The sequence below is a fragment of the Streptomyces sp. NPDC032472 genome (genome assembly GCF_040636955.1).
GTDB lineage: Bacteria > Actinomycetota > Actinomycetes > Streptomycetales > Streptomycetaceae > Streptomyces.
In genome coordinates this window covers 59,291-84,869 of sequence record NZ_JBEZVK010000027.1, presented here as the reverse complement: position 1 = coordinate 84,869, position 25,579 = coordinate 59,291, and the positions used below count along the sequence as shown (strand labels likewise).

Genomic DNA, 25,579 nt, shown 5'->3' with positions numbered 1-25,579 from the left:
GTGTCCAGCATCCGGGCCCTTGCGTACCACACCTCGGTACGCAAGGGCCCGTCTGCTTATCCTGTCGCTCATGCTGACCCTCACCCAGGCCCTCTACGACCAGATCGTCGCGCACGCCCGCAAGGACCACCCCGACGAGGCGTGCGGCATGGTCGCCGGCCCGGCCGGCACCGGCCGCCCCGAGCGGTTCATCCCCATGCTCAACGCGGCCCGCTCGCCCACGTTCTACGAGTTCGACTCCAAGGACCTGCTGAAGCTCTACCGCGAACTCGACGACCGGGACGAGGAGCCCGTGATCGTCTACCACTCGCACACCGCCACCGAGGCCTACCCCTCGCGCACCGACGTCTCCTACGCGGGCGAGCCCGGAGCCCACTACGTCCTCGTCTCCACCGCCGACACCGACGGCCTCGGCGAGTTCCAGTTCCGCTCGTACCGCATCGTCGACGGCGTGATCACCGAGGAAGAAGTGCAGGTCGTAGAGGCCTACTGACCACCATGCGAGCCGACTGCGTCCACGATGCGGGATCACACTCCAAACGGGGGACCGGGAATCGTTAACATGACCGCATGGTTCCCCACGACGTGAGCATCGAGACGCCCGGCAGCCTGCTGCTCGTGGCCCGGCTGCACGTCGACCTGTGCCGCCTCGCCAGCAGCATCTGTCCTGCCGCCTGAGCACCCACAGCACCCCGCCGGGGCACCCCCGGCGCCGCGCGCCCGCGCCGGGGGCGCCCCCGCCCTGCCCCGCCTGACACCACAACTGGAGCCTGCCATGGCCATCGAGGTCCGCATCCCCACCATCCTCCGCACCTACACCGACGGCGAGAAGGCCGTCAGCGGCGAGGGCACCACGCTCTCCGAGCTCTTCGCGGACCTCGAGACCCGCCACAAGGGCATCGAGGAGCGCATCGTCGACGGCGGCAAGCTGCGCCGCTTCGTCAACGTCTACCTCAACGACGAGGACGTCCGCTTCCTGGACGGCATCGCCACCCCGGTCAAGGACGGCGACAGCGTCACCATCCTCCCGGCGGTCGCCGGCGGCGCTGCCTGATGCGGTACGACTCCCCGCTCGCCGCGGTCGGCAACACGCCGCTCGTCCGGCTGCCCAGGCTGTCGCCCTCCGAGGACGTCCGCATCTGGGCCAAGCTGGAGGACCGCAACCCGACCGGCTCGATCAAGGACCGCCCCGCGCTCCACATGGTCGAGCAGGCAGAGAAGGACGGCAGGCTCCAGCCGGGCTGCACCATCCTGGAACCCACCTCCGGCAACACCGGCATCTCCCTGGCGATGGCGGCGAAGCTCAAGGGCTACCGGATCGTGTGCGTCATGCCCGAGAACACGAGCCAGGAGCGCCGCGACCTTCTCACCATGTGGGGAGCCGAGATCATCTCCTCGCCGGCGGCGGGCGGCTCGAACACCGCCGTCCGGGTGGCCAAGGAACTGGCGGCCGAGCATCCCGACTGGGTGATGCTCTACCAGTACGGCAACCCGGACAACGCCGGCGCCCACTACGCCACGACCGGCCCGGAGATCCTGCGCGACCTCCCGTCGATCACCCACTTCGTGGCGGGCCTGGGCACCACCGGCACCCTGATGGGCGTCGGCCGCTACCTGCGCGAACACGTCGAGGGGGTCAAGATCGTCGCGGCGGAACCCCGCTACGACGACCTCGTCTACGGCCTGCGCAACCTCGACGAGGGCTTCGTCCCCGAGCTGTACGACGCCTCGGTCCTGACCACCCGCTACTCGGTGGGCTCCGAGGACGCCGTCACCCGCACCCGCGAGCTGCTCCAGCAGGAGGGCATCTTCGCCGGCGTCTCCACCGGAGCCGCCCTCCACGCGGCGATCGGCGTCGGCCGCAAGGCCGTGGCCGCCGGCGAACAGGCCGACATCGTCTTCGTCGTGGCCGACGGCGGCTGGAAATACCTCTCGACGGGCGTCTACACGGCCCCCACCACGGAAGAAGCCATCGCAGTCCTCCAGGGCCAACTCTGGGCCTGAATGGCCCGGGCGGTGGCCCCGCCACTCCGGCCTTGCCGGCGCCGCCGCGGGCGAACGGCCCGGGCGGTGGCCCGGCCATTCCAGCCCCGCCGGCGTTTGAGGCGCGGGGGCTCGGGGGCGGAGCCCCCGCAAGGACCGAAGCCGCGTCAGGGGGCCAGGAGCTCGGCCAGGATGGCCGCGTGGCTGGCGGCGGGGTCCTTGACCGCAGTCAGCAGCGTCACGGGCCCGGCGGCAGCCAACCCCCGCAACCGCTCCAGCTCAGCGGCAGCCTCCGGCTCGGCCAGCTCCGCCTCGTATCGCTCCCGGAACTCCTCCGCAGAGCCCCCGCCCCCGTGGAACCACTTCCGCAGCTCCCCGGACGGAGTCACCGCCTTCGGCCACTCGTCCACCCCGGCCTCCGCCTTCGCCAGCCCCCGCGGCCACAGCCGGTCCACCAGCACCCGCACCCCGTCCACCCCCGGCTCCGGCGGATCGTAGACCCGCCGCAACCGAACCCCGCCCGGCCCCACCGCCGCCGCAGAACCCGCCATCAGCCGCCTCCTCCGAGCCCCTTGGCCTCGTCCCACACCACAGGGTCCAGCACCCCGAGCCGGGTACGGAACTCCCACACCCACACCTCCGCCGGCCGGTCGGCCTCCAGGAAGCCCACCCGCCCCGGCGTCACCCCCACCGTCCCCGGCGGCAGCGGGATCACCCCGGCCCGCCGGTCGTCGTACTTCCCGGTGATCCACGCGACCCGCGCCCGGTGGCCCCGTACCGACGCCGCCGCCAGCACCAGGCACGGCCGCCCGTCCGCCAGACACCACAGCTCACCCGCGCGCGGCTGCGGCGCCGGACCCGGCCCGTGCGGCGGCGGGACCCGCCGCGCCACCCCCGGCCGGCGCCCCGCGACCAGCACCAACAGCACCACGGCCACCACCGCCGCGGCCGCGGGCCACCAGGACGTGTCCATAGTCCGACGGTAGCCGCGCCCGCCCGCCCCGGCGCGGCAGTGCCCCGGCACGCCCGTACGCGCCGTCGCTCCCCCGGGTGACAGCACAGGTGATTCCCCCCACAACAGCCTGCCGCGGAGGAGCGACCCGCCCTTTCGCGCCTTACGCTCGACCCACGCACGGCCCGCATTCCGTCCACGGACCGTCCCGGAGGTTCTCGCTCCATGAAGCTCACCGTCGTCGGCTGCTCGGGGTCGTTCCCGTCCGCGGATTCGGCCTGCTCGAGCTACCTCGTCGAGGCCGACGGCTTCCGGCTGCTCCTCGACATGGGCAACGGCGCCCTCGGTGAGCTGCAGCGCCACATCGGTCTCTACGACCTCGACGCGATCTTCCTCAGCCACCTGCACGCCGACCACTGCATCGACATGTGCGCCTACTTCGTGGCCCGCTACTACCGGCACGAGGGCGGCCGCCCGCCGGTGATCCCCGTGTTCGGGCCCGAAGGCACCGAGAAGCGCCTGACCACCGCCTACGAGGACGTCCCCGACGAGCGCTCGATGAGCGAGGTCTTCGACTTCCGCACCCTCAAGCCCGGCACCTTCGAGATCGGCCCCTTCCAGGTCCGCACCGAGCGCGTCAGCCACCCGGTGGAGGCGTACGGCATCCGCATCGAGCACGGCGGCCGCTCGCTGGCGTACTCGGGCGACACCGGGGCCTGCGCCGAGCTGGGGCAGCTCGCCGGCGGCGTGGACCTGTTCCTGTGCGAGGCGTCCTTCACGCACGGCAAGGAGGACATCCCGGCCCTGCACCTCAACGGCCGCGAGGCCGGGGAGTTCGCGCGCGGCGGCCGCGTCGGCCGACTCGTGCTGACCCACATCCCGCCGTGGACCGACGCCCGGCAGAACCTCGCCGACGCCCGCGCGGTCTACGACGGCCCGGTCGACCTCGCCTATGCGGGCGCGGTCTACGAGGTCTGAGCAGAGCGGCCCCCTCGCGCACACGGCGAAGCCCCCGCCCTCCCTTCCGGGAGAGCGGGGGCTTCGATGCGCACCGCGTACGGCGTACCGCCTACTTGGCCTCGGCCTTCAGCAGCTCGGCGAGCTCCTCGTCGGACTCGCGGCCCGGCGTCGGCAGGTTGAACTTCGTGATCGCGAACCGGAAGATCACGTAGTACAGCACCGCGAAGCACAGGCCGACCAGCGCCAGCCCCCACGGGTTGCTCGCGATGCCGAGGTTCAGGACGAAGTCGACCAGGCCGGCGGAGAAGCCGAAGCCGTCCTTCATGCCGAGCGCCCAGGTCAGGGCCATCGAGACACCGGTGAGCACCGCGTGGACCGCGTACAGGACCGGGGCGATGAACATGAACGTGAACTCGATCGGCTCGGTGACACCGGTGACGAAGGAGGTCAGCGCGAGGGAGAACATCATGCCGCCGACGGCCTTGCGGCGCTCGGGCCGGGCGCAGTGGACGATCGCGAGGCAGGCCGCCGGGAGGGCGAACATCATGATCGGGAAGAAGCCGGTCATGAACTGGCCGGCGCTCGGGTCGCCGGCGAGGAAGCGGGCGATGTCGCCGCTCTTGCCGTTGTACTCGCCCGCCTGGAACCACGGGAAGGAGTTCAGCAGGTGGTGCATGCCGATCGGGATCAGCGCGCGGTTGGCAACACCGAAGATGCCCGCGCCGACGGCGCCGGAGCCCACGAGCCACTCGCCGAGGTTGTGCAGGCCCGCGCCCAGGACCGGCCAGATGAAGCCGAAGACGATGCCGATCAGCAGGCCGGAGAAGGCGGAGAGGATCGGGACCAGGCGGCGGCCGCCGAAGAAGCCCGCCCAGTCCGGCAGCTTGAACCGGTAGAACTTCTGGTACAGCAGGGCGACGACGATGCCCATGACCACGCCGCCGAGGACGCCCGCGTTGACCGGGGCCTCGAGGTTGACGATCTTTCCGTCGACGACCTTGGCGACCTTCGGCAGGTGCGAGTCGGTGAAGGTGGCCAGCACCTTCTGGAAGACCAGGTAGCCGGTGACGGCGGCCAGCGCGGTGGAGCCGTCCGACTTCTTGGCGAAGCCGATCGCGATGCCGACGCAGAACAGCAGGGCCATGTTGCCCAGGATGGCGTCGCCGCCCGCGGCCATGTAGCCGCCGAGCTTCTGGACGAACTCGGGCAGCGTCTTGTCGGCCAGCATGTCGTCCTGGCCGAAGCGGACCAGGAGCGCGGCGGCGGGCATCACCGCGACGGGCAGCATGAGGCTGCGGCCGATGCGCTGCATGACAGCCATCGCGCCGGAGCCCTTCTTCTTCTCGGCCGCGGGTGCGGCGGCAGCCGTCGTCACAACTTCCTCCAGAAGGCAAGGCGCCGCATCGGGGGGTGGGAACACGGGGGACGGCGGCGTCTTTGAACGGGGGGTACGCGAGCGCCCGAACAGGCCTGCGTGGTCTACACCAATGCGTGGTGTAGACCAGTTGTAGCATGGTCGGGGATAGATAAGGAACCTTCGATTTCCTGTGGTCTACGCCACACCCGCGGCCGCTCGCGCAGAACCCGCGACCTCCGCCCCGCACACAAGCGGAAGGCCCCCGCACCCAACGGTCCGAGGGCCTTTCCCCAGCACGGCAGTTGAGGCCGAAGGTCCCTACACCTTCGTATTCTCGGCCTCCATCGCCTCGATCTCCTCGTCCGACTCGCGCCCCATCGTCGCAATGTCGAACTTCACGATCACGAAGCGGAACACCGCGTAGTAGACCACCGCGAAACACAGCCCGATCGGAATGATCAACCACGGCTTCGTCGCCAGCCCCCAGTTGATCACGTAGTCGATCAGCCCGGCCGAGAAGCTGAAACCGTCATGGACGCCGAACCCCCACGTCACCGCCATCGACACACCCGTCAGCAGCGCATGGATCACGTACAGCGCCGGCGCCACGAACAGGAACGAATACTCCAGCGGCTCCGTGATCCCCGTGACGAACGACGTCAACGCCACCGACAGCATCAGCCCGCCCACCTCCTTGCGGCGCTGCGGCTTCGCACAATGCGTGATCGCCAACGCCGCCGCCGGCAGCGCGAACATCATGATCGGGAAGAACCCCGACAGGAACAGCCCCGCATCCGGATCCCCCTGCAGGAACATGTTGATGTCCCCGTGCACCACCTCACCGTCCGGCTTCGTGTAACTGCCGAACTGGAACCACACCGGCACGTTCAGGAACTGGTGCAGCCCCACCACCAGCAGCGCCCGGTTCGCCACCCCGAAGATCCCCGCACCCCACGAACCCAGCCCCACCAGCCAGTCCGAGAACCCCTCCAGCGCACCCCCCACCGGCGGCCACACCCACAGGCACACCACCGCGAACCCGATCCCGACGAACGCCATGATGATCGGCACCAGCCGCCGCCCGTTGAAGAACCCGAGCCAGTCCACCAGCCGCACCCGATGGAACCGCTGCCAGAACCACGCCGCCAGCAGACCCATCACGATCCCGCCGAACACCCCCGGGTTCTGGTACGAGAACTCCACGAAGGTGTTGTTGTCCGCCGTCAGACAGCCGCCCCCGATCTCCCTCGTCCCCACCGGACACGGATTGGGAAAGGCGTGCAGCACGCTCCGGTACACCAGGAACCCCGTCACCGCAGCCAGCGCCGTCGAACCATCCGCCTTCTTCGCCATGCCGATCGCCACACCCACGCAGAAGAGCAGCGGCAGACCCAGATCCGGACTCAGCAGCGCCCCACCCGCCGCCGCCATCACCCGCGCCAGACCCGTCCAGTTCAAACGGTCCTTCCCGAAGAGATCCGGCTGACCCAGCCGATTGAGGATCCCCGCCGCCGGCAGCACCGCGATCGGCAGCTGCAGACTCCGCCCCATCTTCTGCAGACCCTGGAACGCGCCGCCCCACCGATTCGGCTGCCGCGCCGCCGCCGCGCCCCCCGCGGCCCCCGCACCCTGCGCGCTCATCGGCTTCCTCCCTGACCCGGCCTGTTTGGGCAGGTGCCTCCCGTACGGCACACTGGTGTAGACCACTTTTGGCAGGCTGCTGCTGATCGTCATCCTTCGGCACAAGCCGGACCCGCGCTCGCGTAACTGGGCCAACAGTGGGCTACCGTGACGAAACGGAGCGCACTGGCCGGCAGACCAGACCGCCGAGACCCGTTCTTCGCAGAACACAGGGAGAAACACATGGCCACCAAGGCTGAGAAGATCGTCGCCGGGCTCGGCGGCATCGACAACATCGAAGAAGTCGAAGGCTGCATCACCCGCCTGCGCACCGAAGTCGCCGACCCCGGCCTCGTCGACGAAGCCGCCCTCAAGGCCGCCGGCGCCCACGGCGTCGTCAAGATGGGCACCGCCGTCCAGGTCGTCATCGGCACCGACGCCGACCCCATCGCCGCCGAAATCGAAGACATGATGTGACGACCTGAGCCCACCCCTCAGCCCGGCACGGACCCCGTACCCAGCCACCCGCCGGGACGGGGTCCACGCGTCCCCGGGACGAGCACCACGCGTCCCCGGGACGAGCACCACGCGTCCCCGGGACGAGCGCCACCGCTCGGCCCCACACACCCACTAGGCTCGGCACCATGTCTCGCATCGACGGCCGCACGCCCGAACAGCTCCGCCCGGTCACCATCGAACGCGGATGGAGCAAGCACGCCGAGGGCTCCGTCCTCATCTCCTTCGGAGACACCAAGGTCTTCTGCACCGCCTCCTTCACCGAAGGCGTCCCCCGCTGGCGCAAGGGCAGCGGCGAAGGCTGGGTCACCTCCGAATACTCGATGCTCCCCCGCTCCACCAACACCCGCGGCGACCGCGAATCCGTACGCGGCAAGATCGGCGGCCGCACCCACGAGATCTCCCGCCTCATCGGCCGCTCCCTGCGCGCCGTCATCGACTACAAGGCCCTCGGCGAGAACACCATCGTCCTCGACTGCGACGTCCTCCAGGCCGACGGCGGCACCCGCACCGCCGCCATCACCGGCGCCTACGTCGCCCTCGCCGACGCCGTCACCTGGGGCCAGAACAAGAAGCTCATCAAGGCCGGCCGCAAGCCCCTGACCGGCACCGTCGCCGCCGTCAGCGTCGGCATCGTCGACGGCGTCCCCCTCCTCGACCTCTGCTACGAGGAAGACGTCCGCGCCGAAACCGACATGAACGTCGTCTGCACCGGCGACGGCCGCTTCGTCGAAGTCCAGGGCACCGCCGAAGGCGAACCCTTCGACCGCAAGGAACTCAACGCCCTCCTCGACCTCGCCGCCGGCGGCTGCGCCGACCTCGAAGCCATCCAGCGCACCGCCCTCGGCCTCTGAGGCCCGGCGGCGAGCCGCCGAGAACCACAGACGCCCACCCCCGCGTCCTCCTGCACACGGGCGCACGGTTGCCGAACCGTGCGCCCGTACGCACGCGTACGCATACGTCCCACTGAGAGGACCCGCATGAAGCACCGCATAGCCGCCGTCGCCGTGGCGGCCGCCCTGACGCTCCCCGCCCTCACGGCCTGCGACGCCATCTCCACGGCCATGGACTGCGCCAACACCGCCGTCGCCATCACCGACGGAGCCAACGACCTCCAGCAGGCCGTCTCCCAGGCCGGCAATAGCCCCCAGGACGCCCAGAACGCCCTCAACCAGATCGACGCCAACCTCAAGAAGATCGGCGACCAGACCGACAACGCGGACCTGAAGAAGGCCCTCGACTCGATGAACACGGCCGTCAAGAACGTCCGCACCTCCATCGAGAGCGGCAACAAGACCCCCGACATCACCCCCGTCGCGGACGCCGCCAAGGAGATCTCCAAGGTCTGCACCCCGGGCTGACACCGGGCCGCCGCAGGGCCCCGGCAGGTCGACGCCGTCCCGCCCGGATAATGACGACATGACCCGCCTGATCCTCGCGACCCGCAACACGGGCAAAGTCACCGAGCTCCGCGCCATCCTGTCCGACGCCGGCCTGCCCCACGAGCTGGTCGGCGCGGACGCGTACCCCGAGATCCCGGACGTCAAGGAAACCGGCGTCACCTTCGCCGAGAACGCCCTCCTCAAGGCCCACGCCCTCGCCCGCGCCACCGGCCTCCCCGCCATCGCCGACGACTCCGGCCTCTGCGTCGACGTCCTGAACGGCGCCCCCGGCATCTTCTCCGCCCGCTGGGCCGGCACCCACGGCGACGACAAGGCCAACCTGGACCTGCTGCTGGCCCAGCTCTCCGACATCGACGACCGGCACCGCGGCGCCCACTTCTTCTGCGCCGCCGCCCTCGCCCTGCCCGACGGCACCGAACGCGTCGTCGAGGGCCGCCTCCTCGGCACCCTCCGCCACACCCCGTCCGGCACGGGCGGCTTCGGCTACGACCCGATCCTCCAGCCGCTGTCCGAGTCCCGCACCTGCGCCGAACTCACCCCGGCGGAAAAGAACGCCATCTCCCACCGAGGCCAGGCCTTCCGCGCCCTGGTCCCGGTGATCAAGGAGCTCCTGGGCTGAGCCGACGCCCAACATGCCGACGGGTGGCCGCCCTCGCCAGGGCGGCCACCCGTTGCTGTGGGCCCGGTGGGACTCGAACCCACGACACACCGGACCTAAACCGGCGCCCTCTTGGCCAGCTGGGGTACGGACCCGCGCCGACTACCTTACTGGTCGCCGGAGCCCGATCGCGAGGCGATGCGCCGCCTTGATCGGTTGGCGAATGTCGGTGTCTGGCTGTGGCAGGAGGGGCACAGATAGCGGAGGTTCTCCCTACGGTTGTCCAACCGGTCGCCGTTTATGTGGTCGATCTCCAGGACGAGCCTTTTGCCGCGCCAGGTATCGCCCGTGCCGCAGGCGTCGCATACGCGCGCCACGCCGAGGTCGTCCAGGGCGCGGCGCAGGGTCGCGGTCTTGGTGCGGGGCGAGCCGTCATCGAGTCTGCGCAGGATCTCCGCTGCCGACTTGCGTGAGGGGGAGGGGCGGCCCGCGGTGTGCCCCTGACCCGTGAAGTGCTCCGTCGGCAGCCCGTATGCCTCGATGCTTCGCCTGGCCTTGGCGCGTGCCGCGCCGTCGAAGGGGTGGCGGCCCAGGGCCCGCATGACGCCCGCCATGCTGCGGGAGCCGGCCACTGCCTCTGCGAGCTGCTCGCGAGGGAAGAGGGCCGGCGATCGGCCCCGACGCGAGAAGTGGGACGTGTCTATCCCGAACCGTTCCAGCAGCTTTGCCAGATGCCCGTAGACGCTGCCGTACGGCTCGATGCCCATGTAGGCGAGCATGCCCGCGATGCTGTCCGCATGGGCGGCCGCTTCGCGGAGCCGTTCTTCCGGGTAGAACTCCCGCTCACGTTCCGGAAGCGGCTCTTCGACGAAGTGGGAAGTGTCGATACCGTAGTGGGCCAGCCGGTCGCGCAGATAGCGCCGCCGCTCGGCCGTGAGTGGTGTGTCCAGCAGTCGCATCAGATCGACCAGGCTGGTGGCTACAGGCGCACTTCGGTCGAGCAGCTCACGCGTGTACCGCACCTTGCTCATGCCGCGCTCCGCGGCTTACGGCCTCGGTAAGTATCGGTCGTTGCATGGCAGTTGGGGCACAGGAGGCGGAGGTTCTCCTGCCGGTTGTCCCACCAGGACCCATTGATGTGGTCGACCTCGTGGCGCAGGGGCTCGCCGTTCCAGCTCGGACCGACCCCGCACTCGGCGCATTCCTCGGGAACGCCGGCCTTCAGGAGCTGTCGCCGCAGGCGCTCGCCGGGGATCCTGCCGTACCGGGGGTCGCGGACCGAAAGAGTGGGTCCCTGCGGTGCTGGTGGCCGGGAGGCCGACCCCTTCGAGGCGGCGAAGCGCGCGGTCTCGATGCCGAGGGCTGCCATGCGCCGGGCGATGTGCGTCTGGTTTCCCCCGACGTTGCTGATGCCGAGGAGATGGAGCACCTCGGACATCGACGTGGACGCTGCAACCACCTCGCGGAGCCGCTCGTCCGTGTGCCGGACCCACCGTGTCGGGAAGTGCGAGATGTCGATTCCCGCCTCCTGCATCTTCCCCCTGAGGTATCGCCTGCTTCCCGGCGTGGGAGTGCCGCCGCACCAGCGGACGGCGTCGTCCCAATTGTTCGTCTCCCGGGCGGCCGCTTCCAGCAGTTCCCGTGTGTACCGAACCATCGCGTTCCCTCCTCGGCCGCGTGTGCGGCCCTCGCATGGAGTAACGGGTCGATAGTCGGGCGGTTACGGGGGATTTCGTCCGATAAGCGGAACGGCCCGCACCGGTTGGTGCGGGCCGTTTCGGGGTGGTGTGGGCGGACCGGTCAGATGCCCAGGTCCTTGATGATCTTGGCTACGTGGCCCGTGGCCTTGACGTTGTACAGGGCCCGCTCGACCTTGCCCTCCTCGTCCACGATCACCGTGGACCGGATGACCCCGGTCACCGTCTTCCCGTACAGCTTCTTCTCGCCGTACGCCCCGTACGCCTCGAGCACCGCCTTGTCCGGGTCGCCGACCAGGGTGACCTTCAGGTTCTCCTTCTCCCGGAACTTCGCCAGCTTCTCCGGCTTGTCCGGGGACACGCCGATCACGTCGTAGCCGGCCCCGGCCAGGACCGACAGGTTGTCCGTGAAGTCGCAGGCCTGCTTGGTGCAGCCCGGCGTCAGCGCGGCGGGGTAGAAGTACACGATCACCTTGCGGCCCTTGTGGTCGGCGAGCGAGACCTCGTTGCCGTCCGCGTCGGGCAGGGTGAAGGCGGGGGCGGTGTCGCCCGGCTGGAGTCGCTCGCTCATCTCGACAGTCTCCTCGGGGAGGTGGATCGCTACGGCACGAGACTAAGCTGACAGACTGTCCCTGGCGGACTACGCCCCATGCAGGACCACGACCACGACGACGGAGGCAGCGCGGTGCCGGAAGCCAGGACCCCCGCACAGATCGAGGCGGACATCGTCCGCCGCCGCGAGCAGCTCGCCGAGACGCTCGACGAGATCGGTGTGCGCCTGCACCCGAAGACGATCGTCGGGGATGCGAAGGCCAAGGTCGCGTCGACGGTCGACCACACGGTGGGTCGGGCGGTCGTCGCGGTGAACCGGATCGTGACGGACATCCGGGACGGCCTGCGGCATGACGACGGGACGCCGCGTCCGGAGCGGATCGTGCCGGTGGCGCTGCTGGCCGTGGGTGTGGTCGGGCTGCTGGTGGCGTCGACGCGTCGCAAGCGCTGATGACCCCTGCGGCGGACAGGCCGGGCGCGGGCGGGTAGGTTCGTTGGCGTGAGCGACAACACCAACACCCCCACCCACGACAAGCTGCCGATCCGCATGCTGCACGACCGCGTGCTCGTGAAATCCGACACCCCTGAAGGTGAGCGGCGCTCGGGCGGCGGGATCCTGATTCCGGCGACGGCTGCGGTCGGCAAGCGGCTGGCCTGGGCCGAGGTGGTCGCGGTCGGGCAGAACGTGCGCAGTGTGGAGCCGGGGGACCGGGTGCTGTACGACCCGGAGGACCGGGCCGAGGTCGAGGTGCGGGGGATGACGTACGTGCTGATGCGCGAGCGGGACCTGCATGCGGTGGCCGCGGAGCGGCTGGAGGGGTCGAAGGACTCCACCGGGCTGTATCTCTGAATCTTCGATTTTGGCGTTTTGAGGGCCGGCGACCTTGGTCACCGGCCCTTTTGGGTGGGTTTTGCTACGGTGAGCTGGAACCCCCGACGAGACGCGCCGTACCGGGTTGATGACAAGACGACGCACCCCGTTTTCCGCTCTCGTCCCGGAGGTGCCTGTCATGGCCTGGGTTCTTCTTCTGGTTGCCGGTCTGCTCGAGGTCGGCTGGTCGGTCGGCATGAAGTTCACGGAGGGGTTCACGCGGCTGTGGCCGAGCGTGTTCACCGGTGCGGGGATCGTGGCGAGCATGGTGCTGCTGTCGTACGCGGCGAAGTCGCTGCCGATCGGGACGGCGTACGGGGTGTGGGTGGGCATCGGTGCGGCGGGGCCGCGGTGCTGGGGATGGCGGTGCTGGGTGAGCCGGTGACCGCTTCCCGGATCTTCTTCATCGTGTTGTTGCTGGTGGCTGTGGTGGGGCTGAAGGCGACCTCCGGGCACTGACCCGCTGGTCATTCGAGGAATTCGGACGGTGGGCTCGGGCGCGGGATCGTGCTGGGGCCGGCCGTCGTGCCGCCGAGGGCTCCGCCGGTGCTCGTGGCGCCCGTGGTGCCGCCCGTGGTGCCGGTGGTGCCGGTGGTGGTGCCCTGGTCGGTCTGGCCGGGGGTTTGGCCGGCGGTGGTCTGGCCCTGGGTCTGGCCTTCGTTCTTCCGGCCCTGGGTCTGGCCTTCGTTCTGGCCTTGGTTCTGGCCCTCGGTCTGGCCGTCGTTGGGGCGGCCGGGGCGGTCGGGGCGCTCCGGGATGTCGGGGGTGGGTTCGCCGGGTTCCTGGGGTGGGATCCAGGGGGGCGGCGGTGACGGGGCGGCGCCGGGCTGGAGTTCGAGGTCGAAGTCGACGGGGTCGCTGCCCTGGAGGGCGGCCTTGGTGTAGGCGGCCCAGATGCGGGCGGGGTAGCCGCCGCCTCCGATGCGGTCTTCGCCGAGGGCTCCGTAGAGGGATTCCAGGGTGCCGGTGTCGGGGTCCTGGCCCATCATCGCGACGACGGTGACGAGGTCGGGGGTGTACGCGGCGAACCAGGCGGCGCGGTCGAGTTCGGCGGTGCCGGTCTTGCCGGCGGCGGGGCGGCCGGCGGCGAGGGCGGCGGTGCCGGTGCCGTTGTCGACGACGCTGGCGAGCATGGAGGTGGTGGTGTCGGCGGCTTCGCGGCTGATGGCCTGTTGGGGGGTGCGGTCGGGCAGGTGGAGGGTGTCGTCCCCCTTGGCGATCTTTTCCACGAGGGTGTACGGGGTGCGGCGGCCGTGGTCGGCGAGGGTGGCGTAGGCCTGGGTCATGTCGAGGACGCTGGCCTGCATGGTGCCGAGGGCCATGGCGGGGCTGGCCAGGAGGTTGGGGGTGTTCTCGGGGATGCCGAGGGCGATGGCGGTCTGTTTGACCTTGTTGACGCCGACGTCCACGACCATCTGGGCGAAGACGGTGTTGACGGAGAGGTCGGTTGCGGTGTTGACGGTGATGTCGCCGTAGGACTGCTGGCCTTCGTTCTCGGGGGCATAGGGGGTGCGGGTGCCGATGACGCGGCGTTTGTTGTCGCCGTTGTAGAGGGTGTTGGGGGTGATGGGGCGGCCGTCCTGGGTGCGGGAGTCGTTTTCGACGGCGGAGGCGAAGACGAAGGGTTTGAAGGTGGAGGCGACCTGGTAGTCGTGCCGGGTGGCGTTGTTGACGTACTGCTTGGTGTAGTCGATGCCGCCGTAGAGGGCGAGGACCTTGCCGGTGGCGGGGTCGAGGGAGGCGGCGCCGGCGCGTACGACGCGGTCGGCAGGGCGTTCTTCGGGGTCGAGTTTGTCGGCCATCTTGTTTTCGACGGCGTCGACGAGGGCGTTCTGGCGGCGGCGGTCGATGGTGGTGGTGATGCGGTAGCCGCCTTCGGCGAGGGTGTTCTCGTCGAGGATCTTGTGTTCGGTGATGTAGTCCTTGAGGGCTTCGACGAGGTAGCCGCGCTGGCCGGAGAGGCCGGCGGCGGGGCGGGCCTTGCCGGGTTCGGGGAAGCGGACGGCGGCGCGGTCGGCGGGGGTGAGCCACTGCTTCTTGACCATGCCGTCGAGGACGTAGTTCCAGCGGGCGAGGGCGCGGTCGCGGCTCTGGGGGTGGGTGACGACGTCGAAGGTGCTGGGGGAGTTGAGGAGGGTGGCGAGGTAGGCGCCTTCGGCGGTGGTGAGGGCACCGACGTCCTTGCCGTAGTAGGCCTGGGCGGCGGCTTGGATGCCGTAGGCGTTGCGGCCGAAGTAGCTGGTGTTGAGGTAGCCCTCGAGGATGTAGGCCTTGGATTTCTCCCGTCCCAGTTTGAGGGAGATGAAGAATTCCTTGACCTTGCGCTTGATGGTCTGCTCCTGGCCGAGGTAGTAGTTCTTGACGTACTGCTGGGTGATGGTGGAGCCGGATTGTTTGCCCTTGCCTGTGAGGGTGTTCCAGGCGGCGCGGACCATGGCTTTGGGGTCGACAGCGCGTTCGGAGTAGAAGTCGCGGTCCTCGGCGGCGAGTACGGCTTCCTGGACCGTTCGGGGGATCTGGGAGAGCGGTACGTTGACGCGGTTGACCTCGCCGTCGCGGGCGAGTTGGGAGCCGTCGGAGTAGAGGTAGACGTTGGACTGGGCGGTGGCTGCGGAGTTGGCGGGCGGGATGTCGACGAGCAGGTAGCCGGCGGTGAGGGCGCCGCCGATGAGCAGGGCGAGCAGGAGGATGCCGCCGAGGGTCATGCGCCAGGTGGGGACGAGGCGGCGCCACCCGGTGCGGTTGGGCGGGCGTTTGGCCTTTTGGGCGGCCTGGTGTGCCTGCTTGCCGCTGAGGTGCGGGGGTGGGGCGGGCGGTCCGGGGGGTGGTTCGGCGGGGGTGTCCGGGTCGCGAGGGGTCCAGCCTGGTGGTGGTGACTGGTCGCTCATCGACGGGACTCCTTGAGGCCATACGAAATATCCACATCTGTACCCCATGCTGTCTACCCGATGGCTGCTCATTCCGCGTCGGACGGGCGTAAATCGGTCGCGTGGATCGCCCCTCCGCACTAAGCTCGCGCGGCTTCGGCCGACGTGGGAACGACGTGGGAAAACGGGGGGATACGGTGCGCCGGTCAACGGCTCGAAGGGCGGGGCTCTATCCGGCGGTCGCGGCAGGGGGGTTCCGGCGCTATGCGACCTACGGGACGGCGACCGCGGCCGGGGTGTTCACCAACACCGTGTTCGGTTTCATCCTGGCGTACACGTACATCGCGCTGTGGGAGGAGCGGCCGGGGCTGGGCGGCTACGACCAGGCGCAGGCGCTGACGTTCGTGTGGGTGAGCCAGTCGTTGCTGGCGGCGGGGGCGTTGATCGGCGGCGGCTTCCAGGAGGAGGTGCAGGAGCGCATTCGCACGGGTGATATCGCGGTCGACCTGTACCGGCCTGCGGACCTGCAGTTGTGGTGGCTGGCTGCGGATCTGGGGCGGGCGGCGTTCCAGTTGGTGGGGCGGGGGGTGGTGCCGCTGGTGGCGGGGGCGCTGGTGTTCCGGCTGGCGCTGCCGGCGGATCCGCTGCGCTGGCTGCTGTTCCTGGGTTCGGTGCTGCTGGGGTTGGTGGTGGGTTTCGCGCTGCGCTACCTGGTGGCGCTGACGGCGTTCTGGCTGATGGACGGGGCCGGGGTGAACCTGATGGCGACCGTGGCCTCGATCTTCTTCTCGGGGATGCTGCTGCCGCTCACGGTGTTCCCGGGCGGGTTCGGTGAGGTGGTGCGGGTGCTGCCGTGGGCGGCGATGCTGCAGGTGCCGATGGACGTGCTGATGGGGCGGCATGCGGGGGCGGGCGGGGTGTCGGGGGCGTTGGCGTTCCAGGCGGGGTGGGCGCTGGTGCTGTTGCTGGCGGGGCGGCTGGTGCAGGCGGCGGCTACGCGGAAGGTGGTGGTGCAGGGTGGCTGAGGAGCTGGAGGAGGTCCTGGCGCGGGGCGGGATCGGGGTCCGTGTGCGTTCCGGGGCCGGGGCCGGGGCAGTACGGCGGCGCGGTCGGGCCGTGGAGGGGTTGCGCGGCTACGGGTTGATCGTGGCGATGTGGATCCGGTCGACGATGGCGTACCGGACGTCGTTCGTGCTGACGGCGGTGGGGAACGCGGCGATCACCTTCCTCGACTTCGTGGCGATCGTGGTGATGTTCTCGCACGTGGACGTGTTGGGCGGTTTCACGCTGCCCGAGGTGGCGCTGCTGTACGGGGCGTCCTCGGCCTCGCTCGGGCTCGCGGACCTGCTGCTGGGCAACACCGACCGGATCGGTGCCCGCGTCCGCGACGGTTCGCTCGACACCATGCTGGTGCGGCCGGTGCCGGTGCTCGCGCAGGTCGCGGCGGACCGCTTCGCGCTGCGCCGGCTGGGCCGGGTCGCGCAGGGCCTGGGGGTGCTGGGCTGGGCGGTGGCGGCGCTGGATGTGGCCTGGACGCCGGCGAAGGTGCTGCTGGTGCCCGTGATGGGGGTGGGCGGGGCGGCGATCTACGGGGCGGTGATGCTGGCGGGTGCGGCGTTCCAGTTCGTGGCCGGGGATGCGGCGGAGGTGCAGAACTCCTTCACGTACGGCGGCAACACGATGCTGCAGTACCCGCCGACGATCTTCGCGAAGGAGCTGCTGCGCGGGGTGACGTTCATCGTGCCGCTGGCCTTCGTCAACTGGCTGCCGGCGCTGTACGTGCTGGGGCGGCCGGATCCGCTGGGGCTGCCGGGGTGGGTGGCGTTCCTGAGCCCGCTGGTGGCGCTCGGGGTGTACGGGCCCGCGGCGCTGGCCTGGCGCGCGGGCCTTCGTTCGTATCGGAGTACGGGGAGCTGATCCGCGGTGGGCAGGGATGTGTTGATCGAGGTGGACGGGGTCGAGAAGGTCTTCGACGTCCGGCGCCGTACGGGCCTGGTGCGGCGGGAGAAGCGGCAGGTCAGGGCGGTGGACGGGATCAGCTTCGAGGTGGCGCGGGGTGAGGTGGTCGGCTATATCGGGCCCAACGGGGCGGGGAAGTCGACCACGATCAAGATGCTGACCGGGATCCTGACGCCGAGCGGGGGCCGGCTGCGGGTGGCCGGGGTCGACCCGGCGCGGGAGCGGATGCGGCTCGCGCACCGGATCGGGGTGGTGTTCGGGCAGCGCACCACGTTGTGGTGGGACCTTCCGCTGAAGGACAGCTACGGGCTGATGCGGCGGCTGTACCGGATCCCGCGGGCGCGGTTCGAGGAGAACCTGCAGCGGTGCGTGGAGCGGCTGGACCTGGGTGCGCTGCTGGACGTACCGGTGCGGCAGCTGTCGTTGGGGCAGCGGATGCGGGGGGACATCGCGGCGGCGCTGCTGCACGATCCGGACGTGCTGTACCTGGACGAGCCGACGATCGGGCTGGACGTGGTGAGCAAGGCCAAGGTGCGGGGCTTCCTGCGGCAGCTGAACGCGGAGCTGGGCACGACGGTGCTGCTGACCACGCACGACCTGCAGGACATCGAGCAGCTGTGCGAGCGGGTGATGGTGATCGACCACGGGCGGCTGATGTACGACGGGGCGCTGGCCGGGTTGCATGCGGCGGGGTCGGTGGGGGAGAGCGAGCGGATGCTCGTACTGGACCTGGAGCGGGAGCTTCCGGCGATCAGTGTGGCGGGGGCGCGGGTGGTGAAGGTGGAGGGGCCGCGGCAGTGGCTGGCGTTCCCGGCCGGGTCCTCGGCGGCGCCGCTGGTGGCGGAGGTGGCGGCGCGGTATCCGCTGCTGGACCTGTCGGTGCGGGAGCCGGACATCGAGGACGTGATCGCGCGGATGTACGCGGGGCGGGGCTGAGGGGCGGGGCTGAGGGGCGGGGCTGAGGGGCGGTGCCGCGGTCGGGGCTTCGGGACCGGTTCGAGTCAGGGTTGAATCAGGGGCGGTCCCGGGGGAGTTGCCGGGGCCGGGACCGTACACGTCCGGGTTGCGGCTGCTTAGTCTTGGCGCATGACTGACGAGGGGCCGCAGAAGCCGTTGCCGGAACTGAGGGCGTCGGATGCCGACCGGGAGCGGGTGGTGGAGCGTCTGCGGGACGCCGTCGCCGAGGGTCGGCTCGACATGGAGGAATTCGAGGAGCGGCTGGACGCGGCGTACAAGTCGCGGACGTACGCGGAGCTGGAGCCGCTGACCCGGGACCTGCCGGCGCCGGCGGCCGGGGTCGGGGTCGGCGTCGGTGCGGCGGCGGGCGGGGTGCCGGCCGCGGCGCCGCAGGACGGGTCCTGGGCGTCCCGGATCGGCAACAGTGCGGACCCGGCGTCCTCGGCCACGGCGGTGGCGGTGATGTCGGGCTTCCAGCGCAAGGGCGTCTGGACGGTGCCGGCGCGGTTCAACGCGGTGGCGTTCTGGGGCGGCGGGGAGCTCGACCTGCGCGAGGCGAACTTCGCGGAGCGCGAGGTGGTGATCAACTGCGTCGCGATCATGGGCGGCATCCAGATCACCGTGCCGCCGGGCGTGGAGGTCGACGTACGGGGCATCGGCGTCATGGGCGCCTTCGACCAGGACCACCGCCGCGCCGGGCCGGTCGCGCCGGGGGCGCCGCGCGTGGTGGTGACGGGCTTCGCCTTCTGGGGCGGGGTGGGCGTCGAGGTGAAGGAGCCGCGGGGTTCCAAGGGCTCGAAGGTCCGCAAGATCTCCAAGTACGACAGGGACGGCAGGGACGACAGGGACGACGACAGGGACGGCAGGGACGACAGGCGAGACAGGCGAGACAGGGACGACAGGTACGACCGGGACGACAGGCGCGACCGGGGCCTGGACGGTGGCCCGGACCTGCGCAAGGAGCTGTAGGCAGGTCGGGAGCGGTAGGGCCGCGACGGCGCGCCGGGAACTCTTCGGGGCCGTGGGGAGTCGGATGCTATGCAGACAAAACCGGCGCCCGGGGGAAGGCAGGAGCACGTGGACGACCGCACCACCGCCGGAGGCCCCGGCACGGCCGCAGGCCCCCGTACCGTCCGGGGCGGCGCGCCCCCGCCCGGTCGCGGCGGCTTCGTGTTCAGCGCGGCCGACGAGGAGCGCCGGCGCGGCGTGCGCCGGATGAAGACCACCGCCACGGGCCTGCTGCTCCTGGTCGCGGTGGTGTACGTGCTGGCCACCTGGGCGCAGAGCGCCGGGGCCGGCGCCTGGGCCGGGTACGTGCGCGCCGCCGCAGAGGCCGGCATGGTCGGTGCGCTCGCGGACTGGTTCGCGGTCACCGCGCTGTTCCGGCGGCCGCTGGGCCTGCCCATCCCGCACACCGCGATCATCCCGACGAAGAAGGACCAGCTCGGCGTGTCGCTGGGGGAGTTCGTCGGGGAGAACTTCCTCTCCGCGGAGGTGGTCCGGGCCCGGCTGCACGCGCTCGGCATCGGCGGCCGGCTCGGGGCCTGGCTGGCCGAACCCGCCCATGCCGACCGGGTCACGGCCGAGGTCGCCACCGCACTGCGCGGGGCGCTGGCCGTGCTGCGGGATTCCGACGTGCAGGCGGTCGTGGGGGAGGCGATCACCCGGCGGGCCGAGACGGCCGAGATCGCGCCGGGCATCGGCAAGACGCTGGAGCGGGTCGTCTCGGACGGCGGGCACCGCCGGGTCGTCGACCTGGTGTGCGCCAAAGCCTGTGACTGGCTGGTGACGCACGGGGGCTCGGTGATGGACGCGGTGCAGGGCGGGGCGCCCGGCTGGACCCCGCGCTTCGTGGACCGCAAGGTGGGCGAGCGGGTGTACAAGGAGCTGCTGCGCTTCCTGACCGAGATCCGGGACATGCCCGAGCACCCGGCGCGCGGGGCGGTGGACCGGTTCCTGCGGGACTTCGCGGCCGATCTGCAGTCGGACACCGACACGCGGGGCCGGGTGGAGCGGCTGAAGGCCGAGATGCTGGAGCGCGAGGAGATCCAGGACGTGATCGCCTCCGCCTGGACCGCGATCCGGTCGATGATCATCTCGGCGGCGGAGGACGAGCACAGCGAGCTGCGCCTGCGGGCCCGTTCCTCGCTGCTCTCGCTGGGGGCGCGGCTGGCCACGGACGGCCGGCTCCAGGCCAAGGTGGAGGGCTGGCTGGAGGGCGCGGTGGTGTACGTGGTGACCACGTACCGGGCCGAGATCACCTCGCTGATCACCGAGACGGTGGCCGGGTGGGACGCCGAGCACACGTCCCGGAAGATCGAGGCCCACATCGGGCGGGACCTTCAGTTCATCCGGATCAACGGCACGGTGGTCGGCGCCCTGGCGGGCCTGCTGATCTACACGGTGTCACGGGCGTTCGGCGCGTGAGAGGCGCAGGAGGAGGGAGGGGGATCAGCCGCGGTCGGCGACGGCCCAGGAGGCGGCGGCCACGACGGCTGCGGCCCCGAGGACGGCCGGCCACGCCCCGACCTTCTTGGCCAGCGGGTGCGCGCCCGCGAAGCCGGCCAGGTAGAGCGCGCCGAGCCCGGCGGCTGCGGGGGTGCCGCCGCTGCGGTGCCATTCGCGGCCGGCCGCGAGCCCGGCTGCGCCGAGTACGGCACCGCCCAGGGGGCGCTTCTTGGTCCAGCGGGCGACGGCGTACCCGCCGACCAGCCCGGCGGCCGCCACTGCGGAACTCGGTACTCGCACCATGCCAACTCCCTGATGTCGTCGTATGTATGGACCCACATGCACCCTAACGGGGCGGCTTGGCCACCCGGCGGGCGCCCACCGCGGCGAGCACGAGCACGGCTCCGCCGATCACGGAGTCCGGTACCGCGTCCTGCACGGCGCGCGGCAGCAGTGCCACCACGCCCAGGACGAGCAGGAAGGCGAGGGCGCACCGGCCGGCCATCCGAAGCAGTCTGTCCACGGGCTGCTCAACGCGGCGGACGGGATCCCGACACGGAGTGAGGTGGGGGATTTGTCGCACACTCGCCGGATCCGTGCGATACGCGCCGAAGGGGGTGGTCGGGGCATACATTCACGGCACGGAACCAGAGAGCAGGCGAGCAGGGGGCCGGACACATGATCTGCTACGGAGACGCCGTCCTCGACCTCGCGGACGAACTGCTCGACACCTACGCCGAGGTGTTCTCGGCCCCGCCGTGGAACGAGGACGAAGAAACCATTCGCCGCTTCGGGGTCCGGCTCCAGGCCGACACCCGGCGCCGTGGCTTCCGTACGGCCCTCGTCCAGTCCGCGGTCGGCATCGACGGCTTCGCCACGGGCTGGCTCACCCCCGCCGCCTTCCCCGCGGACCGCGGCTACGCCCAGGTCGCCGCACAGCTCGGCCCGCAGCGGGTACGGGAGCTCCTGACGGGCGCGCTGGAGGTGGACGAGCTCGCCGTACGCCCGCACGCGCGCGGCCGCGGCACCGGCCGGGCCCTGCTGACGGAGATCACCGCCGACGCCCCGGACGGCCGCGCCTGGCTGCTGACCTCCCGCCTGGCGACGGCCACGGTGGCCACGTACCGCCGCCTGGGCTGGCGCGAGGTGACCCCCCTGCCGGGCACCCGCACGGCGGTGGTGGTCTTCCTGTCCCCGACCCACCCGTCCCGGCCCTGACGGGACGCGGCCGGACACGGAGGGACGGCCGGGCGGTCGGGCGGTCGGGCCGGGGGAAGAACACCTCTGCCGGGAGGCCCGGGCCGTGTGGCCGCCCCTCTGCGCCCGCCCTTCGACGAGCGCTCCGCCGCGACGGCCGCCGACCCGGGGCTTCCGCACACACGCGAAGGGAGCGGGGACGCCACGCAAGGCAAGCGGCGCCCGAAGGAGGAAACCGGCATCCGAAGGGCCGCGTACGGGCATACCGGCGGCATGATCGCGACGACGACCACGCCCAAGACGACGCCCAAGACGACGCCCACGACGGCGCCCACGACCACGCCCAAGACGACGCCCACGACCACGCCCAAGACGACGCTCACGACGACGCCCAGGACGACGCCGACCACCAGGCCACCCGCCCGCCGGCAGCTGAACCTGGCCACCCGGCGGCAGCTCACCGAGGCCGGCGTCCCCGACGCCACCATCAGCTCCCGGACCCGGCCCGGAGGCCCCTGGCAGCGGCTGCTGCCCCGGGTCTACCTCCTCCAGACGGGACCCCCGGACCACCGCCAACGCGCCCTGGCCGCCGTCCTGTACGCCGCCGAGCCGGCCGCCGACCCGCTCTCGGGCGAGAGCGCGGCCCTCACCGGCGCCGCCGCCCTGGCCCTGCTCGGCATCCGCGACGCCCCGCGCACCCCGGCCGACGTCCTGATCCGGTCCCCCCGACGGCTGTCCGCCACCCCGGAGGTCCGGCCGCTGGCCACCGCCCGCTGGCCGCAGACCATCACGGTCGCCGGGATCCCGAGCACCCGCCCGGTCCGGGCGGCCGCCGACTTCGCGTCCCGGGCCGAGGACCCGGAGCGGGTCCGGGCGATGCTGGCCCAGGTCGTCCAGTCCGGCTGGTGCCACCCGCAGGACCTGCACGCCGAGCTCCGCGCCGCCCGCCTCCTGCGCCGCCCGGCGATCCGCACCGCGGCGGCGGAACTCCTGGCCGGCGTCCGCTCCCCGGCGGAGGGCCGGGCCCGCGACGCCCTCACCGCGGCCGGCGACCTGCCGACCCCGCTGTGGAACGCCCGCCTCTACACCCCGGACGGCACCTTCCTGGCCAGCCCGGACGCGTACTGGCCCGACGAGGGCGTGGCCCTGGAGATCGACTCGGCGGAGTACCACTACACCCGCGACGCCTGGCAGGCGACCCTCCGCCGCCGCCTGCGCCTGGAGTCCCACGGCATCCTGGTGGTCAGCGCCACCCCGTCCATGATCCGCGACACCCCGACGGAAGTCCTGACGGCCCTGCGCACCCTCCTCACCCTCACCACCACCCGCCCCACCCCACCCACAGCCACCGCCCGCGGCCACCAACAGCTGACCTTGTTCCCGGACGTGGGAGCTGCTGGTATCAAGCCAGTTGCGACCTCATGCGATCAGAAAGGGATTGACTCGTGTTGTGGTTTGCATAGCGTCATGCCATGACGATGCGGGATTTGCTTCTTGAGGTTGCTGGTACGTACGACCAGAAGGCCGGCACCCGCGAGCATGTGCCAGGCCAGAAGGTCCTGCGGGCGGTGTCCAGCCGCACAGATCTCGGACAACTTAACGGCCTTACCGTTGCCGGGTTCGGAGGTAAGGGCACCGCAGCGAGCGCGCCGTGGATCGGCCTCTTTGACCCAGAGATCAACAGCAACCCCAAGACAGGCCTGTACCTCGCCTACATCTTCAGCACGGACTTGACCTCCGTGACACTGACCTTGCAGCAGGGCGTCACCAACCTCAGCGAGAAGATCAAGGAGCGGCGAGCGCTCCTCACGCACCTTGAGCGGCAGGCTGAGCGGTTGTTCAGGGCACTGCCCTCAGCTCTCGCGGCGCAGTGGAGCCACCAGCCCTCGCTCGGCAAGGGGGACCGTCCCGAAGCGTACGAGGCGGCAAGCGTGGCGGCGCGCCGCTACGCGATTGACGGCATGCCCTCCGAGGCTGAGCTCCAGCGCGACCTGCGCGTGGCAACCAGCTTGCTCCAGCGTGCGGCTGCCGCGGACACCGCATGGCGTGCCGCCACGGACGACCATCGCCCGGTCTTTGACCTGCCAAAGCAGAGGAGCAAGCGGCCTGTTCCTGCCTCGGGGTTCAAGCCCCGTAACAGCAGCGGTTATATCGCCAACATCGCAGCTCAGCAGCAGGTCAAGAGTCAGAAACATGAGGCATTGATTCGGGACTTCGGTGCTTACATCGAGACGCGGAGCTACACGCCGACCAACGTGCAGATCCACCCTAAGGACCTGACCCTTCGTCCGGCGGGCAAAGCGGCGCCTGAGGGCCAGGAGTGGCTCGTCGAGGTGAAGGTGGTGCGAAACGGGGATGTGACTGCTGCCGTTCGCGAAGCAGTTGGCCAACTCCGCGAGTACAGCTACTTCCTCTATCGAGAGAGAAAGCTCCCTGCCCCGCACCTCATTGCCCTGTTCTCCGAGGACATTGGCGCGTACGCACCGTACCTCGAAGACCAGGGCATCGCCGCCATCTGGCAGACCGACGGTGGTTGGGCAGGCACCCTCACTGCCGCGGCTTGGGGCATGGTCGATTGATCAGCGAGTAGTGGCGCCGTGGCATTCGGCGTAGGGCTTGGTTGAGGTGCACCAGCAGGGGGCGTTCGGGGCCGGGGGCCAGGGGGTGGCCTTGCCTCGGGCCGCCAGGGTCGTCGCGTACTCCGGGAGGAGGGACGGGGAGGCCGGGGAGGTCTTCTCCGACGCCGCGAAGGCCTCGTACGACGGGACGCTCGCCGTGACGATGCCCAGGTTCGTCGTGCCCGAGGCGGCCAGGGCGCGCAGGGACGCCTCGATCTGTGCCAGGTGCGCCTCGTGCGAGGGGTACTCGGCCGACAGGGTCGGGTAGCTCGTCAAGAGCTCCGCCAGCTCCCGCTGCGGCCAGTGCAGGAGCGCCACCGGGAACGGGCGGGACAGGGCCGCGCGGCGGTCGCCCAGCTCCGCGCGCAGGCGGGCGATCTCCGCGCGGAGCTCGGCCGGGTCGTCGGAGCCGAGGGCCCAGATGCGCTTGGGGTCGTGCAGCTCGTCCAGCGGGATCGGGCCGGTGTGGCGGGTGTCGGCGACCATGTCCCAGTCGTCGTGCGCGAGCCCGAGGAGGCGGCGTACCCGGTGCCGGCCGGTCAGGAGGGCGGTCGTGGCCGGGGTCAGGGGGTCCTGCTCCGTGATCAGGAGGGTGGCCGCCTGGGTGAAGCACTCCTCCGACGCGGTCAGCTCGTCGTGGGCCTCCAGGGCCTCGGCGATCACCTCCCACGGCGCCGGGTCCGAGGGGGCCGCGGCGCGGATGCCCTGGATCAGGGCACGGGCCTCCGGCTCGTGGCCGTACTCCCACAGGTTCGCCGCCTGCAGCGCCTTGATCAGGTGCGGGCCGGCCGGTTCGCCGGCCAGCAGCTGGTCGTACAGGGCGCTGGCGCGTTCCCGGGCGTCGGCCAGTTCGAGATGGGCCGCGGCCTGGAGCAGCAGGGGCTCCTGGTCCTCGGGGTAGCGGGTCGCCGTGCGGATCAGGCGCTCGGCTTCGGCGATGTGCTCGGCAGGCGTGTCGGGGCGCATGGTTCACACCGTACTGCTGCTGGTCTGTTGGCGGGGGAGGTCTTAAGGTGCGCCCCGT

At 70.9% G+C, this 25,579-nt stretch carries 30 protein-coding genes, 1 tRNA gene, 1 pseudogene and 1 riboswitch; of the genes and pseudogenes, 20 read left to right on the top strand and 12 right to left on the bottom strand.

Features of this window, described 5'->3' with window-relative positions; genetic code table 11:
- Nucleotides 1-70: 70 nt before the first annotated feature.
- The 4 genes from AB0F11_RS20170 (at nt 71) to AB0F11_RS20155 (ending at nt 2,004) form a co-directional block, all read left to right on the top strand.
- Complete coding sequence (locus tag AB0F11_RS20170; RefSeq protein WP_362175325.1) at nt 71-493, top strand: M67 family metallopeptidase; 423 nt, start codon at nt 71-73, stop codon at nt 491-493.
- Between the two features lie 77 nt (nt 494-570).
- On the top strand, nt 571-678 hold the full coding sequence (locus tag AB0F11_RS20165; protein WP_361920146.1) for a putative leader peptide: 108 nt from the start codon (nt 571-573) through the stop codon (nt 676-678).
- Nucleotides 679-775: 97 nt separating this feature from the next.
- Nucleotides 776-1,054, top strand: a complete 279-nt coding sequence (locus tag AB0F11_RS20160; RefSeq protein WP_362175322.1) for a MoaD/ThiS family protein — start codon at nt 776-778, stop codon at nt 1,052-1,054.
- Nucleotides 1,054-2,004 carry a cysteine synthase gene (locus AB0F11_RS20155; RefSeq protein ID WP_361920150.1) on the top strand — a complete coding sequence of 317 codons (951 nt, stop codon included), beginning with the start codon at nt 1,054-1,056 and terminating at the stop codon, nt 2,002-2,004. The genes AB0F11_RS20160 and AB0F11_RS20155 overlap by 1 nt, the downstream gene beginning before the upstream one ends.
- A gap of 146 nt (nt 2,005-2,150) precedes the next feature.
- Here AB0F11_RS20155 and AB0F11_RS20150 read toward each other — a convergent pair whose 3' ends face one another.
- Both AB0F11_RS20150 and AB0F11_RS20145 read right to left on the bottom strand, forming a co-directional pair.
- Nucleotides 2,151-2,534, bottom strand: coding sequence for a DUF488 family protein (locus tag AB0F11_RS20150; protein WP_362175319.1), 384 nt, complete (start codon nt 2,532-2,534; stop codon nt 2,151-2,153).
- Nucleotides 2,534-2,956 (bottom strand): hypothetical protein, encoded by a 423-nt coding sequence (locus AB0F11_RS20145; RefSeq protein ID WP_362175316.1) that lies wholly within the window; start codon nt 2,954-2,956, stop codon nt 2,534-2,536. The genes AB0F11_RS20150 and AB0F11_RS20145 overlap by 1 nt, the downstream gene beginning before the upstream one ends.
- Before the next feature lie 204 nt (nt 2,957-3,160).
- Here AB0F11_RS20145 and AB0F11_RS20140 point away from each other — a divergent pair, with 204 nt between their 5' ends.
- Entirely contained in the window at nt 3,161-3,913 is a 753-nt protein-coding gene (locus AB0F11_RS20140) for an MBL fold metallo-hydrolase (RefSeq protein ID WP_362175313.1), read from the top strand.
- A gap of 91 nt (nt 3,914-4,004) precedes the next feature.
- Here AB0F11_RS20140 and AB0F11_RS20135 read toward each other — a convergent pair whose 3' ends face one another.
- Nucleotides 4,005-5,270: a PTS transporter subunit EIIC gene (locus tag AB0F11_RS20135; RefSeq protein ID WP_362175310.1), complete on the bottom strand. Its 1,266-nt coding sequence runs from the start codon at nt 5,268-5,270 to the stop codon at nt 4,005-4,007.
- A 300-nt stretch (nt 5,271-5,570) separates the two neighbouring features.
- Nucleotides 5,571-6,893, bottom strand: a complete 1,323-nt coding sequence (locus AB0F11_RS20130; RefSeq protein ID WP_362175307.1) for a PTS transporter subunit EIIC — start codon at nt 6,891-6,893, stop codon at nt 5,571-5,573.
- Nucleotides 6,894-7,058: 165 nt separating this feature from the next.
- Here AB0F11_RS20130 and AB0F11_RS20125 point away from each other — a divergent pair, with 165 nt between their 5' ends.
- From AB0F11_RS20125 to rdgB, 4 genes are all read left to right on the top strand, one after another.
- The gene (locus AB0F11_RS20125; RefSeq protein ID WP_362175387.1) at nt 7,059-7,349 is read left to right on the top strand and encodes a PTS glucose/sucrose transporter subunit IIB; all 291 of its coding nucleotides are present in this window, start codon (nt 7,059-7,061) and stop codon (nt 7,347-7,349) included.
- Nucleotides 7,350-7,516: 167 nt separating this feature from the next.
- Entirely contained in the window at nt 7,517-8,242 is a 726-nt protein-coding gene (rph, locus tag AB0F11_RS20120) for a ribonuclease PH (protein WP_362175304.1), read from the top strand.
- A 126-nt stretch (nt 8,243-8,368) separates the two neighbouring features.
- Entirely contained in the window at nt 8,369-8,749 is a 381-nt protein-coding gene (locus AB0F11_RS20115; RefSeq protein WP_362175302.1) for a hypothetical protein, read from the top strand.
- Between the two features lie 58 nt (nt 8,750-8,807).
- Complete coding sequence (rdgB, locus tag AB0F11_RS20110; RefSeq protein ID WP_362175299.1) at nt 8,808-9,410, top strand: RdgB/HAM1 family non-canonical purine NTP pyrophosphatase; 603 nt, start codon at nt 8,808-8,810, stop codon at nt 9,408-9,410.
- Nucleotides 9,411-9,468: 58 nt separating this feature from the next.
- On the opposite strand, the gene AB0F11_RS20105 is transcribed toward rdgB, so the two are convergent.
- The 4 genes from AB0F11_RS20105 to bcp all read right to left on the bottom strand — a co-directional run bounded on the left by AB0F11_RS20105 (nt 9,469) and on the right by bcp (nt 11,657).
- A tRNA-Leu gene (locus tag AB0F11_RS20105) sits at nt 9,469-9,544 on the bottom strand.
- A gap of 12 nt (nt 9,545-9,556) precedes the next feature.
- Nucleotides 9,557-10,420 (bottom strand): HNH endonuclease signature motif containing protein, encoded by an 864-nt coding sequence (locus AB0F11_RS20100; protein WP_362175296.1) that lies wholly within the window; start codon nt 10,418-10,420, stop codon nt 9,557-9,559.
- Nucleotides 10,417-11,046, bottom strand: a complete 630-nt coding sequence (locus tag AB0F11_RS20095) for an HNH endonuclease (protein ID WP_362175293.1) — start codon at nt 11,044-11,046, stop codon at nt 10,417-10,419. Before AB0F11_RS20095 ends, AB0F11_RS20100 begins: the two co-directional genes overlap by 4 nt.
- Nucleotides 11,047-11,189: 143 nt before the next feature.
- The gene (gene bcp / locus AB0F11_RS20090; protein ID WP_362175290.1) at nt 11,190-11,657 is read right to left on the bottom strand and encodes a thioredoxin-dependent thiol peroxidase; all 468 of its coding nucleotides are present in this window, start codon (nt 11,655-11,657) and stop codon (nt 11,190-11,192) included.
- Nucleotides 11,658-11,735: 78 nt separating this feature from the next.
- Between bcp and AB0F11_RS20085 the strand changes: the two genes are divergently transcribed.
- The 3 genes and pseudogenes from AB0F11_RS20085 (at nt 11,736) to AB0F11_RS20075 (ending at nt 12,968) form a co-directional block, all read left to right on the top strand.
- A complete protein-coding gene (locus AB0F11_RS20085; RefSeq protein WP_362175287.1) occupies nt 11,736-12,089 on the top strand; it encodes a DUF3618 domain-containing protein in 354 nt (117 codons plus the stop codon).
- Between the two features lie 48 nt (nt 12,090-12,137).
- On the top strand, nt 12,138-12,488 hold the full coding sequence (locus tag AB0F11_RS20080; protein WP_362175284.1) for a co-chaperone GroES: 351 nt from the start codon (nt 12,138-12,140) through the stop codon (nt 12,486-12,488).
- Between the two features lie 53 nt (nt 12,489-12,541).
- A riboswitch (guanidine-III (ykkC-III) riboswitch) is annotated at nt 12,542-12,615 on the top strand.
- A 33-nt stretch (nt 12,616-12,648) separates the two neighbouring features.
- Nucleotides 12,649-12,968: pseudogene (locus AB0F11_RS20075) on the top strand (SMR family transporter).
- 8 nt (nt 12,969-12,976) lie between these two features.
- On the opposite strand, the gene AB0F11_RS20070 reads toward AB0F11_RS20075, so the two are convergent.
- Nucleotides 12,977-15,397, bottom strand: coding sequence for a transglycosylase domain-containing protein (locus AB0F11_RS20070; RefSeq protein WP_362175281.1), 2,421 nt, complete (start codon nt 15,395-15,397; stop codon nt 12,977-12,979).
- 176 nt (nt 15,398-15,573) lie between these two features.
- Here AB0F11_RS20070 and AB0F11_RS20065 point away from each other — a divergent pair, with 176 nt between their 5' ends.
- The 5 genes from AB0F11_RS20065 to AB0F11_RS20045 all read left to right on the top strand — a co-directional run bounded on the left by AB0F11_RS20065 (nt 15,574) and on the right by AB0F11_RS20045 (nt 20,719).
- Nucleotides 15,574-16,401, top strand: a complete 828-nt coding sequence (locus tag AB0F11_RS20065) for an ABC-2 family transporter protein (RefSeq protein WP_362175385.1) — start codon at nt 15,574-15,576, stop codon at nt 16,399-16,401.
- Nucleotides 16,402-16,444: 43 nt separating this feature from the next.
- Nucleotides 16,445-17,293: an ABC transporter permease gene (locus AB0F11_RS20060; RefSeq protein WP_362175382.1), complete on the top strand. Its 849-nt coding sequence runs from the start codon at nt 16,445-16,447 to the stop codon at nt 17,291-17,293.
- A 6-nt stretch (nt 17,294-17,299) separates the two neighbouring features.
- The gene (locus AB0F11_RS20055; RefSeq protein ID WP_362175278.1) at nt 17,300-18,271 is read left to right on the top strand and encodes an ATP-binding cassette domain-containing protein; all 972 of its coding nucleotides are present in this window, start codon (nt 17,300-17,302) and stop codon (nt 18,269-18,271) included.
- Nucleotides 18,272-18,421: 150 nt separating this feature from the next.
- Complete coding sequence (locus AB0F11_RS20050; RefSeq protein WP_362175275.1) at nt 18,422-19,261, top strand: DUF1707 domain-containing protein; 840 nt, start codon at nt 18,422-18,424, stop codon at nt 19,259-19,261.
- 108 nt (nt 19,262-19,369) lie between these two features.
- The gene (locus AB0F11_RS20045; RefSeq protein WP_362175272.1) at nt 19,370-20,719 is read left to right on the top strand and encodes a DUF445 domain-containing protein; all 1,350 of its coding nucleotides are present in this window, start codon (nt 19,370-19,372) and stop codon (nt 20,717-20,719) included.
- Nucleotides 20,720-20,743: 24 nt separating this feature from the next.
- Here AB0F11_RS20045 and AB0F11_RS20040 read toward each other — a convergent pair whose 3' ends face one another.
- Together AB0F11_RS20040 and AB0F11_RS20035 are read right to left on the bottom strand one after the other, a co-directional pair.
- The gene (locus AB0F11_RS20040) at nt 20,744-21,043 is read right to left on the bottom strand and encodes a hypothetical protein (RefSeq protein ID WP_362175269.1); all 300 of its coding nucleotides are present in this window, start codon (nt 21,041-21,043) and stop codon (nt 20,744-20,746) included.
- A gap of 43 nt (nt 21,044-21,086) precedes the next feature.
- Nucleotides 21,087-21,263: a hypothetical protein gene (locus tag AB0F11_RS20035; RefSeq protein ID WP_362175266.1), complete on the bottom strand. Its 177-nt coding sequence runs from the start codon at nt 21,261-21,263 to the stop codon at nt 21,087-21,089.
- Nucleotides 21,264-21,418: 155 nt separating this feature from the next.
- Here AB0F11_RS20035 and AB0F11_RS20030 point away from each other — a divergent pair, with 155 nt between their 5' ends.
- From AB0F11_RS20030 to AB0F11_RS20020, 3 genes are all read left to right on the top strand, one after another.
- Entirely contained in the window at nt 21,419-21,958 is a 540-nt protein-coding gene (locus tag AB0F11_RS20030; protein ID WP_362175263.1) for a GNAT family N-acetyltransferase, read from the top strand.
- 252 nt (nt 21,959-22,210) lie between these two features.
- Nucleotides 22,211-23,413, top strand: coding sequence for a hypothetical protein (locus tag AB0F11_RS20025; protein ID WP_362175260.1), 1,203 nt, complete (start codon nt 22,211-22,213; stop codon nt 23,411-23,413).
- Nucleotides 23,410-24,516 carry a DUF3578 domain-containing protein gene (locus AB0F11_RS20020; protein ID WP_362175257.1) on the top strand — a complete coding sequence of 369 codons (1,107 nt, stop codon included), beginning with the start codon at nt 23,410-23,412 and terminating at the stop codon, nt 24,514-24,516. The genes AB0F11_RS20025 and AB0F11_RS20020 overlap by 4 nt, the downstream gene beginning before the upstream one ends.
- On the opposite strand, the gene AB0F11_RS20015 is transcribed toward AB0F11_RS20020, so the two are convergent.
- The gene (locus AB0F11_RS20015; protein ID WP_362175254.1) at nt 24,517-25,521 is read right to left on the bottom strand and encodes an SEC-C domain-containing protein; all 1,005 of its coding nucleotides are present in this window, start codon (nt 25,519-25,521) and stop codon (nt 24,517-24,519) included.
- Nucleotides 25,522-25,579: the final 58 nt, after the last annotated feature.

Coding starts and splice junctions, on each gene's coding strand:
- AB0F11_RS20170 (WP_362175325.1), top strand. CDS start 71: ATGCTGACCCTCACCCAGGCCCTCTACGACCAGATCGTCGCGCACGCC.
- AB0F11_RS20165 (WP_361920146.1), top strand. CDS start 571: ATGGTTCCCCACGACGTGAGCATCGAGACGCCCGGCAGCCTGCTGCTC.
- AB0F11_RS20160 (WP_362175322.1), top strand. CDS start 776: ATGGCCATCGAGGTCCGCATCCCCACCATCCTCCGCACCTACACCGAC.
- AB0F11_RS20155 (WP_361920150.1), top strand. CDS start 1,054: ATGCGGTACGACTCCCCGCTCGCCGCGGTCGGCAACACGCCGCTCGTC.
- AB0F11_RS20150 (WP_362175319.1), bottom strand. CDS start 2,534: ATGGCGGGTTCTGCGGCGGCGGTGGGGCCGGGCGGGGTTCGGTTGCGG.
- AB0F11_RS20145 (WP_362175316.1), bottom strand. CDS start 2,956: ATGGACACGTCCTGGTGGCCCGCGGCCGCGGCGGTGGTGGCCGTGGTG.
- AB0F11_RS20140 (WP_362175313.1), top strand. CDS start 3,161: ATGAAGCTCACCGTCGTCGGCTGCTCGGGGTCGTTCCCGTCCGCGGAT.
- AB0F11_RS20130 (WP_362175307.1), bottom strand. CDS start 6,893: ATGAGCGCGCAGGGTGCGGGGGCCGCGGGGGGCGCGGCGGCGGCGCGG.
- rph (WP_362175304.1), top strand. CDS start 7,517: ATGTCTCGCATCGACGGCCGCACGCCCGAACAGCTCCGCCCGGTCACC.
- AB0F11_RS20115 (WP_362175302.1), top strand. CDS start 8,369: ATGAAGCACCGCATAGCCGCCGTCGCCGTGGCGGCCGCCCTGACGCTC.
- rdgB (WP_362175299.1), top strand. CDS start 8,808: ATGACCCGCCTGATCCTCGCGACCCGCAACACGGGCAAAGTCACCGAG.
- AB0F11_RS20100 (WP_362175296.1), bottom strand. CDS start 10,420: ATGAGCAAGGTGCGGTACACGCGTGAGCTGCTCGACCGAAGTGCGCCT.
- AB0F11_RS20095 (WP_362175293.1), bottom strand. CDS start 11,046: ATGGTTCGGTACACACGGGAACTGCTGGAAGCGGCCGCCCGGGAGACG.
- bcp (WP_362175290.1), bottom strand. CDS start 11,657: ATGAGCGAGCGACTCCAGCCGGGCGACACCGCCCCCGCCTTCACCCTG.
- AB0F11_RS20085 (WP_362175287.1), top strand. CDS start 11,736: ATGCAGGACCACGACCACGACGACGGAGGCAGCGCGGTGCCGGAAGCC.
- AB0F11_RS20070 (WP_362175281.1), bottom strand. CDS start 15,397: ATGAGCGACCAGTCACCACCACCAGGCTGGACCCCTCGCGACCCGGAC.
- AB0F11_RS20050 (WP_362175275.1), top strand. CDS start 18,422: ATGACTGACGAGGGGCCGCAGAAGCCGTTGCCGGAACTGAGGGCGTCG.
- AB0F11_RS20040 (WP_362175269.1), bottom strand. CDS start 21,043: ATGGTGCGAGTACCGAGTTCCGCAGTGGCGGCCGCCGGGCTGGTCGGC.
- AB0F11_RS20030 (WP_362175263.1), top strand. CDS start 21,419: ATGATCTGCTACGGAGACGCCGTCCTCGACCTCGCGGACGAACTGCTC.
- AB0F11_RS20025 (WP_362175260.1), top strand. CDS start 22,211: ATGATCGCGACGACGACCACGCCCAAGACGACGCCCAAGACGACGCCC.
- AB0F11_RS20020 (WP_362175257.1), top strand. CDS start 23,410: ATGACGATGCGGGATTTGCTTCTTGAGGTTGCTGGTACGTACGACCAG.
- AB0F11_RS20015 (WP_362175254.1), bottom strand. CDS start 25,521: ATGCGCCCCGACACGCCTGCCGAGCACATCGCCGAAGCCGAGCGCCTG.